The organism is Streptomyces venezuelae, assembly GCF_008642295.1.
Classification (GTDB): domain Bacteria; phylum Actinomycetota; class Actinomycetes; order Streptomycetales; family Streptomycetaceae; genus Streptomyces; species Streptomyces venezuelae_C.
This window is the reverse complement of record NZ_CP029190.1, coordinates 4971150-4983006: the sequence shown is the minus strand read 5'-3', so window position 1 is coordinate 4983006 and position 11857 is coordinate 4971150. Positions and strand designations below refer to the sequence as shown.

Here is an 11857-nt window from a genome sequence, read left to right as displayed (position 1 = left end):
GGGGGCACGGTAGGACGCCGGAGCGGCGGCGGACCCGGGCCACTCGCCGGCAAGTGGCCTCCGCGCGCAGCGAGTCCGGCGGGGCCGGGGGTGGAACGGGGCGGGCCGGAACCATAGGGTCGGACGATGATCACAAAACGGTGGGGACGAAGAATGGCCGGGAGCCTGGCCGGGGGCTTGGCCGCGGTACTGGTGCCGGTGCTGGCCGGGTGCGAGGCGGCACCGCCGCCGGAGCGGGCACCGAAGCCGACGGCACCCCTGCAGGTCCCGCCGAAGCCGGTGACGCCGGCGCCGCAGGACGAGGCGAAGGCGTCGGAGGACCCCGGGCCGAAGTGCCCCGAGGGCGGGTTCCGGCTGTCCGAGGGGACCGGGGACGCCGCGATGGGGCTCCGGGTGGAGAGCGTCCGCCTGGACAACTGCGGCACCGCACCGATCACCCTGAACGGCTACCCGGACCTGCGGTTGCAGGACAAGAAAGGGGCTCCGGTGCAGGTGCATGTGGGCCAGGGGTCCAACGGCATCACCACGGGGACGGGCTTCGACCAGCCGGGGCAGAAGGTGGTCCTGCAGCCGGGCGAGGCGGCCTCGTTCGGGCTGCTGTGGCGCAACCTGGTCACCGAGGTGAACGCGCCGGCGGTCGAGGGCTGGTTCCTCGACATCATGCCCGCGCCCGGCCGACCGCGCCAGGTCCTCAAACTGACCCGCCCGGTGGACCTGGGCAACACCGGCAAAATGGGCATCTCGCCGTGGAGCAAGGAAGCGCGCTGACACCCGACAGCGGAGCGATCGGGCGGATCGGTCAGGCCGAGCGGCGGATCAGCAGGAGGGCGCGGTCGTCGTTGACGTCCTTGGCCACCTTCTCGATCAGGTGCCAGGCGGCACCCTGCCAGCCGGCCGCGACATAGCGGTCGGCCTCGCCGGTGAGCCGGTCGATGCCCTCGCTGATCTCCCGGTCGGCGGTCTCGACCAGTCCGTCGGTGAACAGCATCAGGACGTCGCCGGGGCGCAGGTTGCCGCGGGCCGGCTCGAATTCCGCTCCGTCGTAGACGCCGAGCAGCGGGCCGGTGCCGGACTTCTCCTGCCAGCGCCCGGTGCCCGCGGACAGCTGGAGGGCGGGCAGGTGGCCGGCCGAGAGCAGCTCGTAGTCGCCGGTGTCCAGGTCCAGTACGAGGTGGACGGAGGTGGCGAAGCCCTCGTCCCAGTCCTGGCGGAGCAGGTAGCCGTTGGCGGCGGGCAGGAAGTCCTCCGGGGGCAGGGAGCCGAGCAGGCCGCCGAAGGCGCCGGAGAGCAGCAGGGCGCGGGATCCGGCGTCCATGCCCTTGCCGGAGACGTCGGTAAGGACGACTTCCAGGGTCCGGCCGCGCGGGCCGGTGCGGGCGGCGACCACGAAGTCGCCGGAGAAGGACTGGCCGCCGGCCGGGCGGAGGGCCATCTCGCGGTGCCAGCCGGACGGCAGGTCGGGCAGTTTGCTCTGCACCCGGATGCGTTCGCGGAGGTCGAAGAGCATGGTGCCGCCGCGCCGCCAGGGCACTCCGACCCGGCTGCGGAACTGGGCGATGACCAGCCCGAAGAATCCGCAGGCGGCGACCACGAGCACGGTTCCGGGGGTGACCCGGGCGGGTCCCTGGGTGTAGGGGCCGAGGACCAGGGCCTCGACGATCAGTGCGGCGGCGGAGGCGGCGTACAGGGCGAGCAGGCTGGCGGGGCGGAGCAGCAGGCCGCCCGCGACGATCGGCAGGACGAGGGCGGAGGGCGAGAACCAGACCGGCAGCATCAGGGTGCCGCAGGTGATGGCGGGGACGGTGAGCAGCAGGCCGGCGAAGGCGAGCCAGTCCGAGGCGTCGCCGCGGAAGTAGTCCACGGCGGACTTGCGCAGCACGGTGCGGGCCCGGTGCGACAGCTTCCGCATCCGGGCCATAAGGGTCTCTGCACGTGCCCCGGCCATTGTCAGGGGACCCTATCCATCCTGGCTGTGTGCGCGCAGGGGTACCCCTGGTTGGGGGCCCGGGGCGGGTGGAGGCCGGGGGCCCTAAATCCGGTCGACGCGGGGCGAATGCCCTGATAGGCATGGTCTTATGCCATATGAGATGCGGGTCTTGCGTCCCGAGGAGTGGGACACCTGGTACGGCTGCCTCGAGCTGGCCTTCGGCGGTACCCCGGCCTCGCCGGAGGAGCGGGCGCTGGACAAGTCCCTCACGGAGCCGGAGCGTTCGCTGGGCGTGTGGGACGGCGAGGACTGTGTGGGGTCGGCGAGCGCCTTCAGCTTCCGGCTGACGGTTCCGGGCGGTGCGGTGGTGCCGGCGGCCGGGGTGACGTTGGTGGGGGTGGCGCCGACGCACCGGCGGCGCGGCATCCTGTCCTCGCTGATGCGGCGCCAGCTCGACGACATCCGGGCGGGGGGCGGTGAGCCGGTGGCCGTGCTGACGGCCTCGGAGCCGGAGATCTACGGCCGGTTCGGCTATGGCGTCGGCACGTACGCGCTGTCGGTGGACGTCGACACCACCCGGGTACGGCTGAACCTGCCGCCGGGCGCCGACGGGATCCGGCTGCGGCTGGCGGATCCGGAGAAGGCGCTGCCGGAGTGCGAGCGGGTGTACGCGGCGCTGACCGCGCGGCGGTCCGGGATGCTGGTCCGGCAGCCGGGCTGGGAGCGGCAGGGGCTGCTGGACCCGCCGGGTGAGCGGGACGGGGCCTCGCCGCTGGTGTGCGTGCTCGCGGAGCGGGCGGACGGCGAGGTCCTGGGCTATGTCCGCTATCGCGTGAAGCCGGACTGGGACCTGGACGGTTCGGCGGGCACCGTCGAGGTCCGCGATCTGGACGCGGTGGACCCGGCGGCGTACGCGGCGCTGTGGCGGTATGTGTTCGAGATCGATCTCACCTGGCAGGTGCGGGCGCACAAGCGGCCGGTGGACGATCCGCTGCTGCACCTGGTGACGGACGTCCGGCGGATCCGGACCCGTACCCGGGATGCGCTGCACGTGCGGCTGGTCGATCTGCCGGCGGCGCTGACGGCCAGGAGGTACGGCTCGCCGGTGGACGTGGTCTTCGAGGTGGCCGACGCGTTCTGTCCGTGGAACGAGGGCCGCTGGCGGCTGACCGGCGATGCGGCCGGTGCGGTGTGCGTACGGACGGAGGATCCGGCGGACCTGGAGCTGTCGGTGCGCGAGCTGGGCTCGGCCTACCTGGGCGGGATCACGCTGAGCGCGCTGGCGGGCACCGGGCGGGTCACCGAGCTGCGGCCGGGCGCGCTGGCGGAGGCCTCGCGGGCTTTCCAGGGCGAGCTCGCGCCCTGGCTGCCGCACCAGTTCTAGAACCCGGGGCGGCCCTGTCCGGTTCGGCCGGACACCCGGACTCCTCTCAGCGGTCCTGGCAGGCCGGGCACCAGAAGAGGTTGCGTGCGGCGAGACCGGCGGTGCGGATCTCGCCGCCGCAGAGGTGGCAGGGCAGGTTCGCCCTCCGGTAGACGTACACCTCGCCGCCGTGGTCGTCCACCCGCGGCGGGCGGCCCATGGCCTCCGGGGTGTGTTCGGGGCGCACGGTGTCGATCCGGTTGTGGCGCACGCCCTCGCGCATCAGCTCCACCAGGTCGGCCCACATGGCCTCCCACTCGGCCCGGCTGATGTCCCGGCCGAGCCGGTACGGGTCGATGCCGTGCCGGAAGAGGACCTCGGCGCGGTAGACGTTGCCGACGCCCGCGATGATCTTCTGGTCCATGAGGAGCGCGGCGATCGTGGTCCGGGAGCGGGAGATCCGCGTCCAGGCCCGGTCCGGTCCGTCCGCGGCCCGCAGCGGGTCGGGGCCGAGCCGGTCGTGTATCGCCTTCTTCTCGCCCTCGGTGATCAGCTCGCAGGCGGTGGGGCCGCGCAGGTCGGCGTAGTGGGCGTCGTTGGCCAGCCGCAGCCGGACGGTGTCGGTGGCCGGCGGGGCCGGGGCGGGCCCGAAGCCGTACTTTCCGAAGAGGCCGAGGTGGATGTGGACCCAGTCGGCGCCCGCTCCCCCGTCGAAGCCGAGGAACAGGTGCTTGCCGTGGGCCTCCGCGGAGGTCAGTTCACGGCCGTCGAGCAGTGCCGCGCTCCGGTCGAACCGGCCCTGGGGGCTGCTCACCCGGACCGTGCGGTCGGCGAACCGTTCGGTGTGGTCCTGGGCGAGGCGGTGGATCGTATGCCCCTCGGGCACGGCACTGCTCCTGTACGTACGGGCGGGTGGCAGCGGGCGGGCTAGCCCTGCTGCGGGTGGTGGGCGGGGATCGGGGGGAGCTCGCCGGTCTGCTCGTAGGCGCTGAGCATGTCGATACGGCGGGTGTGGCGCTCCTCGTTCGAGTACGGGGTCGCCAGGAAGGCCTCGATGAAGGCGGTGGCCTCCTCCTCCGTGTGCATCCGGCCGCCGACGGAGATGACGTTGGCGTTGTTGTGCTCACGGCCGAGCTTCGCGGTCTCCACGCTCCAGGCGAGGATGGCGCGGACGCCCTTGACCTTGTTGGCCGCGATCTGCTCGCCGTTTCCGGAGCCGCCGATCACGATGCCGAGGGCCTCCGGGTCCGCAGCGGTCTTCTCCGCGGCGCGCAGGCAGAACGGCGGGTAGTCGTCCACCGCGTCGTAGATGTGGGGCCCGCAGTCGACGGGCTCGTGGCCGTTGTTCTTGAGCCAGTCCACCAGGTGGTTCTTGAGCTCAAAGCCGGCATGGTCGGATCCGAGGTACACGCGCATGGTCACGAGTGTGGCATGAGGGGCGCCGGAGGCCGGGGACGGGGTGTCGCGTAAGTCACTCCGACCGTTCCGCCGAAAGCTCAAGTAATCCCAAAGTGCCCAGTTCAGACGGGGGTGCGGCATTCGGGACCAACGTCCCGGACCTTCGCCTCACGGCAACGATCCGGATTCAGGTCTTCCGCCTCGCGTTCATCCCGGGTTTTACTTCCGGGGCCTCGCAACCCGAGAACTTAAGGATTCGTCCATGAGCTCCACGACGACCCTGCAGAAGACAGGTGGACCCACCGGTGACCCCGGTACCCCGCAGTCTTCCGACGGTCTGAAGGCCGGTCTCAAGAACCGCCACCTGTCCATGATCGCCATCGGCGGCGTCATCGGAGCGGGACTCTTCGTCGGCTCCGGCGGCGGCATCGCCAAGACCGGTCCCGCCATCCTGATCTCCTACGCGCTGGTCGGCGCGATGGTGGTCTTCGTCATGCGGATGCTGGGCGAGATGGCTGCGGCCAGCCCGAACTCCGGCTCCTTCTCGGCCTACGCCGACCGCGCGCTGGGCCGCTGGGCCGGTTTCTCCATCGGCTGGCTGTACTGGTTCTTCTGGGTCGTCGTCCTGGCCGTCGAGGCCACCGCCGGCGCGGTCATCCTCGAGGGCTGGGTCCCGGCCGTCCCGCAGTGGGCCTGGGCCCTGATCGTGATGGCCGTCCTGACCATCACCAACCTCGGTTCGGTCGCCTCCTACGGCGAGTTCGAGTTCTGGTTCGCCGGCATCAAGGTCGTCGCCATCGCCGCCTTCGTCGGCATCGGCCTGCTGGCCGTGTTCGGCGTGCTGCCCGGCTCCGACAACCCGGGTGCGGGCTTCGCACACCTCACCGACACCGGCGGGTTCATGCCGAACGGCTGGGGCTCCGTCCTCACCGGTGTGCTGATGGTCGTCTTCTCCTTCATGGGCAGCGAGATCGTCACCCTGGCCGCCGGCGAGTCCGAGGACCCGCGCCGCGCCGTCACCAAGGCCACCAACTCGGTCATCTGGCGCATCGGCGTCTTCTACCTGGGCTCGATCTTCGTGGTCCTGACCCTGCTGCCGTGGAACGACAAGTCGATCACCGAGAAGGGCTCGTACGTCGCGGCCCTGGACTCGATCGGCATCCCGGCCGCCGGCCAGATCATGAACGTGATCGTCCTGACCGCCGTGCTGTCCTGCCTGAACTCGGGCCTGTACACCGCCTCCCGCATGGCGTTCTCGCTGGGCGAGCGCGGTGACGCGCCCAAGGCCTTCGCCAAGGTCAACAAGCGGGGCGTGCCGACCATCGCGATCCTGGGCTCCACGGTCTTCGGCTTTGTCGCCGTGGTCTTCAACTACACCAACCCGGACACCGTCTTCAGCTTCCTGCTGAACTCCTCCGGTGCGATCGCGCTCTTCGTGTGGCTGGTCATCTGCCTGACCCAGCTGCGCATGCGCAAGATCCTTCAGGCCGAGGCACCGGAGAAGCTGACCGTCAAGATGTGGCTCTTCCCCTGGCTGACCTGGGCGACCGCGGCCCTGATCACCTTCGTGATCGGCTACATGTTCTACGACGACGCCAACCGCGAGGTGGTCTCCCTGTCCACCCTGGTCGCCGCCGCCGTCGTGGCCGTCGGCTTCGCGCTCGACCGGCGCCGCAAGGCTGCGGCCCGCGCCGCCGCCTAGCCACACCCCGTCCGTACGACAGAGCCCGGCCCGCCGTGATCGGCGGGCCGGGCTCTGTCGTACGGACCTACGCGTCGCGGATCAGCCGCGGCGGCCGGCCAGCTTCCAGGCGGCCGGCAGTGCGCCCATCGCCAGGGCGGCCTTGAGGGCGTCGCCGATCAGGAACGGGGTGAGGCCGGCGGCCACGGCCGCGGACAGGGACATTCCGGTGGCGGCCATCAGGTACGGGACGCCCACCGCGTAGATGACCGCGGAGCCCAGCACCATGGTGGCGGCGGTACGCGGCACCGAGCGGTCGGCGCCGCGCCGGGCCAGCGCGCCCACCAGCGCCGAGGCCAGCACCATGCCCAGGACGTAGCCGAAGGAGGCGCCGCCCGCCCCCGAGGTGCCGTCCGCGAACCACGGCACCCCGGCGGTGCCGGCCACGGCGTAGAGGGCCAGCGCAAGGAAGCCGAGCCGGGCCCCGAGCGCGGTGCCGACCAGCAGGGCGGCGAAGGTCTGGCCGGTGACGGGCACCGGGGATCCGGGGACCGGGACGGCGATCTGCGCGGCGAGGCCGGTGAGGGCGGCACCGCCGGCCACCAGGACGGCGTCCCGGACTCGGGTCGCGGGCAGCAGGTCGGCGAGGACCAGGCCGGGCCGGGTGACGACGGAAGCAGTGCTCATGAGGGACTCCGCGGTGGTGCAGGGAGGAAAGCGGGACGCCACGACGCTAATCGCGGTGACCGGCCGGTCACACCGCGTCCCGGGACAAGCCGCCGGGGCGCCCTTGGTGGGGAATCCACAAAGCGCCGCTGCCCATTCACAAGCGGAACGCCCGAAGTGATGTGAATCACGCAGGGTTTTGGTTGGCACGCGCCCGTTTTGCCTCGCCGCTCCTCGCTCGGGGACACTGTCGGGATGTCACAAGCACCCCTGCCGGAACTTGCCGAAGAACCCCTCGGCCACGGCTTGAAGCAGCGCCATCTGACCATGCTGGGACTGGGCGGGGTCATCGGCGCCGGCCTGTTCGTCGGCTCCGGCGCCGGGATCACCGTGGCCGGCCCCGGCATCGTCCTCTCCTATCTCTTCGCGGGCACCCTCGCGATGCTGGTGATGCGGATGCTGGGCGAGATGTCCGCCGCGATGCCGGCCTCCGGCTCCTTCTCCGTGCACGCGGAGCGGGCGATGGGCCGCTGGGCGGGCTTCTCGGTCGGCTGGCTGTACTGGTTCCTGCTCGTGGTGGTGCTGGCTGTGGAGGCGACCGGCGCCGCGAAGATCGCGAACGGCTGGGTGCCGGCCGTGGACCAGTGGGTCTGGGTGCTGATCTTCATGGTGGTGTTCACCGCGAGCAACCTGGCCGCGGTGCGCAACTTCGGCGAGTTCGAGTTCTGGTTCGCCTCCCTCAAGGTGGGCGCGATCGTGCTCTTCCTGATCCTCGGCACCCTCGCGATCTTCGGGCTGCTGCCGGACACCGACCCGATCGGGCTCACCAACCTCACCGGCCAGGGCGGCTTCCTGCCCCACGGCTGGGAGGGTGTGATCTCGGGCGTGCTGGCCGTGGTCTTCGCCTTCGGCGGACTGGAGGTCGTCACCATCGCGGCGGCCGAGTCCGAGGACCCCGCGCGCTCGGTGGCGCGCGCGGTGCGCAGCGCGGTGTGGCGCATCCTCTTCTTCTACGTCGGCTCGATGCTGGTGATCGTCACCCTGCTGCCGTGGACCTCGATGACTCCGGGGATGAGCCCGTACGTACAGGTCCTCGACTCGATCGGGATTCCGGCGGCCGGCCAGATCATGAACATCGTGGTGTTCGTGGCGCTGCTGTCGGCGCTCAACGCGAACCTGTACGGGTCCTCGCGGATGGTGTTCTCGCTGGCCGAGCGCGGCGAGGCGCCGAAGACGCTGCTGGCGGTGTCCCCGGGCGGGGTGCCGCGGCGGGCCGTGATCGCCTCGGTGGCCTTCGGCTTCGCGTCCGTGGTGCTCAACCTGCTGTGGCCGGACACGATCTTCCTGTACATGCTGAACGCGGTGGGCGCGGTCCTGCTGTTCGTATGGGCGCTGATCGCCGTGTCCCAGCTGCGGCTGCGGCGCCGTATCGAGCGGACCACCCCGGAGCGGCTGACCCTGAAGATGTGGGCCTTCCCGTATCTGACCTGGGCGGCCCTGGCCGGGATGGGGCTGGTGCTGGTGCTGATGCTGACCGACGACACGGCCCGGCCGCAGGTGCTGTGGTCGGCGGGTGCGGCGGCCGTGGTGCTGGCCGTGGCGGGGATCCGGGAATGGCGCGACCGCCGCGCCTGACATCCGGACCGGCCGGCGTACGGGGATGATCACGAGGCGTGACCCGACTGTCCGGATAGCGGGCAGTCGATGTCCGCTGAGCGGACGCGGGCCAGACTGGGGCGCACTACCCGTCCCCCCGCACACCGGACAGGCACCCACCCCATGAGCCAGACCACCCTCACCCCTCCCCGGCAGCAGGACGCGCCGCCCGGCGGTTCCCCGCTGTCCAACGGACTCAAGCAGCGGCACCTGTCGATGATCGCCCTCGGCGGGGTCATCGGCGCCGGGCTGTTCGTCGGCTCCGGCGCCGGCATCGCCGCGGCCGGCCCCTCGATCGTGCTCGCGTACGCCGCTTCCGGGCTGCTCGTGATGTTCGTGATGCGGATGCTCGGCGAGATGTCCGCGGCCAACCCGGCCTCCGGGTCCTTCTCCGTGCACGCCGAGCGGGCCATCGGCCCCTGGGCCGGGTTCACCGCGGGCTGGATGTTCTGGACCCTGCTGTGCGTGGGCGTGGCCATCGAGGCGATCGGTGCCGCGAACATCATGACCGGCTGGTTCCCCGGGACGCCGTCCTGGATGTGGGTGCTGGTCTTCATGGCGGTCTTCTGCGGCTCCAACCTGGCCGCCGTCTCCAACTTCGGCGAATTCGAGTTCTGGTTCGCCGCCCTGAAGATCGGCGCGATCGCCCTGTTCCTGGGCCTGGGCACGCTCGCCGTCCTGGGCCTGCTGCCCGGCACCGCCGCCCCCGGCACCGCCAACCTGCTCCACGACGGCGGATTCCTCCCCAACGGGGTGGAGGGCCTGCTGGTCGGGCTGCTCGCCTCGGTGGTGGCGTACGGCGGACTGGAGACGGTGACCATCGCCGCCGCCGAGTCGGACGACCCGGTGCGCGGGGTCGCCAAGGCCGTGAAGACCACCATGTGGCGAATCGCCGTCGTCTACGTCGGCTCCATGCTGGTGATCGTCACCCTGCTGCCCTGGAACGACCCGGCGGTCACCGGACAGGGCCCGTACGCCGCCACCCTGGACCACCTGGGCATCCCGGCGGCCGGCCAGATCATGAACGTGGTCATCCTGATCGCCCTGCTGTCCGCGATGAACGCCAACATCTACGGCTCCTCCCGGATGGCCTACTCGCTGGTCGCCCGCGGGCAGGGCCCGAAGGCCCTGGGCAAGGTGACGGGCCGGGTGCCGCGCCGGGCGGTGCTGGCCTCCTCCGGCTTCGGCTTCGTCACCGTGCTGCTGTCCTACTGGTACCCGGACACCCTGTTCGCCTGGCTGCTGAACATGGTCGGCGGGGTCATCCTCGTCGTCTGGGGCTTCATCGCCGTCTCGCAGTTCGTGCTGCGCCGCCGGCTGGAGCGGGAGGCCCCCGGGAAGCTGGTCGTGAAGATGTGGGGCTTCCCCTATCTCACCTGGGTGGCCCTGGCCGGTGTGGCCGGCGTGCTGGTGCTGATGGCCTGGGACGCCGACACCCGGGTCCAGGTGATCTTCACCGGCGGGCTGACCGCCGCCCTCGCCGTCACCGGCTACGTCATGCAGCGCCGGACCGCTTCGCGCGCCTGACACCCCCACAGATTCACCGGTGGGCCCCGTGCAATCGCACGGGGCCCACCGGCTATTGAGAGAGGTAACCCTTACGTGTGACCAGGAATAGATACTGCTAGCGTGCAGTTGCGCATTGATTGCAATAAGCAGTTGGCACGCTGAGGGGACCGGATTACACGCATGGCCATCTACACGCTTCCTGAGCTTCCGTACGATTACGCGGCACTCGAGCCTGTGATCAACCCGCAGATCATCGAGCTGCACCACGACAAGCACCACGCGGCCTACGTCACGGGCGCCAACAACACGCTGGAGCAGCTGGCGGAGGCGCGCGACAAGGAGAACTGGGGCGCGCTGAACGGCCTGGAGAAGAACCTCGCGTTCCACCTCTCCGGCCACATCCTGCACAGCATCTACTGGCACAACATGGCCAGCCCGAAGACCGGTGAGGGCGGCGGCGAGCCGACCGCGGCCGACGGCGTGGGCGACCTCGCGGACGCGATCACCGAATCCTTCGGCTCCTTCGCCAAGTTCAAGAAGCAGCTGACCTTCGCCTCCTCCGCCACCCAGGGCTCCGGCTGGGGCGTGCTCGCGTACGAGCCCGTCAGCGGCCGGCTGGTCGTCGAGCAGGTCTACGACCACCAGGGCAACGTGGGCGTCGCCAGCACCCCGATCCTCGTGTTCGACGCCTGGGAGCACGCCTTCTACCTGCAGTACAAGAACCAGAAGGTGGACTTCATCGAGGCCATGTGGAACGTCGTCAACTGGCAGGACGTGGCCAAGCGCTACGCCGACGCCAAGGCGAACACCCCGCTGCTGATCCCCGTCAAGGGCTGATCGCACCCCCGAGCCCGTCCGCCTCGTGATCGTCTTCTCAACCTTCACCGGCGGGCGTGTCCAGCAGAAGACCCCCGTGAGGACGTGACTCACGGGGGTCTCCTGTCTTCGGACTACTCGAAGGAGGGGGCAGCCGTCCGGGTCCGCTTGATCTCGTAGAAGCCGGGGATCGAGGCGACCAGCAGGGTGCCGTCCCACAGCCGGGCCGCGGCCTCGCCGCGCGGGGCCGGGGTGACGACCGGACCGAAGAAGGCCACCTCCCCGCCGTCGGCCCCGGGCACCGAGATCACCGGGGTGCCGACCTCCTGGCCGACCCGGTCGATGCCGTCGTTGTGGGAGGCCCGCAGCACCTCGTCGTACTCGTCGGAGTCGGCGTACTCCAGCAGCTCGGCCGGCAGGTCGAGGGCCGCCAGCGCCTCGGCGATCACCTCGCGGGTCGCGCCCTTGTCCTCGTTGTGGATACGGGTGCCGAGCTCGGTGTAGAGCTTGCCGGTGATCTCGTCACCGAACTTCTGCTGGGCCGCGACGACCACGCGCACCGGCGCCCAGCCCTTGGGGCCGAGCAGCTCGCGGTAGCGCTCGGGCAGTTCGTCGAGCTTGTTCTCGTTGAGCACGGCGAGGCTCATCACATGCCAGCGGACCTCGACGTCGCGGACCTTCTCGACCTCCAGCATCCAGCGGGAGGTCATCCAGGCCCAGGGGCAGAGCGGGTCGAACCAGAAGTCGACGGGGGTCTTCTCGCGGACCTGGCTGTCGGACATGTCACTCCTCTTACTCAATGGCCTGGACTGTGTTCCCCCAGCCCAACCGGCCGCGGTCG

11 protein-coding genes are annotated in these 11857 nt (G+C 70.8%); 6 read left to right on the top strand and 5 right to left on the bottom strand.

Annotated elements, in window-relative coordinates; all coding sequences use genetic code 11:
• Positions 1-153: 153 nt before the first annotated feature.
• Positions 154-768, top strand: coding sequence for a DUF4232 domain-containing protein (locus DEJ50_RS22365; RefSeq protein ID WP_190344617.1), 615 nt, complete (start codon positions 154-156; stop codon positions 766-768).
• 31 nt (positions 769-799) lie between these two features.
• Here the strand turns inward: DEJ50_RS22365 and DEJ50_RS22360 are convergent, their stop codons facing one another.
• Positions 800-1909, bottom strand: a complete 1110-nt coding sequence (locus DEJ50_RS22360) for a PP2C family protein-serine/threonine phosphatase (protein ID WP_411757632.1) — start codon at positions 1907-1909, stop codon at positions 800-802.
• A 166-nt stretch (positions 1910-2075) separates the two neighbouring features.
• Here DEJ50_RS22360 and DEJ50_RS22355 point away from each other — a divergent pair, with 166 nt between their 5' ends.
• A complete protein-coding gene (locus DEJ50_RS22355; protein ID WP_150209736.1) occupies positions 2076-3311 on the top strand; it encodes a GNAT family N-acetyltransferase in 1236 nt (411 codons plus the stop codon).
• Between the two features lie 46 nt (positions 3312-3357).
• Here DEJ50_RS22355 and DEJ50_RS22350 read toward each other — a convergent pair whose 3' ends face one another.
• Both DEJ50_RS22350 and DEJ50_RS22345 read right to left on the bottom strand, forming a co-directional pair.
• The gene (locus tag DEJ50_RS22350) at positions 3358-4176 is read right to left on the bottom strand and encodes an Fpg/Nei family DNA glycosylase (protein ID WP_150209735.1); all 819 of its coding nucleotides are present in this window, start codon (positions 4174-4176) and stop codon (positions 3358-3360) included.
• A gap of 41 nt (positions 4177-4217) precedes the next feature.
• Positions 4218-4706 carry a ribose-5-phosphate isomerase gene (locus tag DEJ50_RS22345; protein WP_150209733.1) on the bottom strand — a complete coding sequence of 163 codons (489 nt, stop codon included), beginning with the start codon at positions 4704-4706 and terminating at the stop codon, positions 4218-4220.
• Positions 4707-4950: 244 nt separating this feature from the next.
• Here DEJ50_RS22345 and DEJ50_RS22340 point away from each other — a divergent pair, with 244 nt between their 5' ends.
• A complete protein-coding gene (locus DEJ50_RS22340; RefSeq protein WP_150209732.1) occupies positions 4951-6390 on the top strand; it encodes an amino acid permease in 1440 nt (479 codons plus the stop codon).
• 81 nt (positions 6391-6471) lie between these two features.
• On the opposite strand, the gene DEJ50_RS22335 is transcribed toward DEJ50_RS22340, so the two are convergent.
• On the bottom strand, positions 6472-7056 hold the full coding sequence (locus DEJ50_RS22335; RefSeq protein WP_150209731.1) for a biotin transporter BioY: 585 nt from the start codon (positions 7054-7056) through the stop codon (positions 6472-6474).
• A gap of 234 nt (positions 7057-7290) precedes the next feature.
• On the opposite strand from DEJ50_RS22335, the gene DEJ50_RS22330 reads away from it, so the two are divergent.
• From DEJ50_RS22330 to DEJ50_RS22320, 3 genes are all read left to right on the top strand, one after another.
• Positions 7291-8670, top strand: a complete 1380-nt coding sequence (locus DEJ50_RS22330; RefSeq protein ID WP_150209730.1) for an amino acid permease — start codon at positions 7291-7293, stop codon at positions 8668-8670.
• Between the two features lie 144 nt (positions 8671-8814).
• A complete protein-coding gene (locus DEJ50_RS22325; protein WP_150209729.1) occupies positions 8815-10218 on the top strand; it encodes an amino acid permease in 1404 nt (467 codons plus the stop codon).
• A 162-nt stretch (positions 10219-10380) separates the two neighbouring features.
• Entirely contained in the window at positions 10381-11037 is a 657-nt protein-coding gene (locus tag DEJ50_RS22320) for a superoxide dismutase (RefSeq protein ID WP_150209728.1), read from the top strand.
• Between the two features lie 113 nt (positions 11038-11150).
• On the opposite strand, the gene DEJ50_RS22315 is transcribed toward DEJ50_RS22320, so the two are convergent.
• The gene (locus DEJ50_RS22315) at positions 11151-11798 is read right to left on the bottom strand and encodes a DsbA family protein (protein WP_150209727.1); all 648 of its coding nucleotides are present in this window, start codon (positions 11796-11798) and stop codon (positions 11151-11153) included.
• Positions 11799-11857 lie beyond the last annotated feature (59 nt).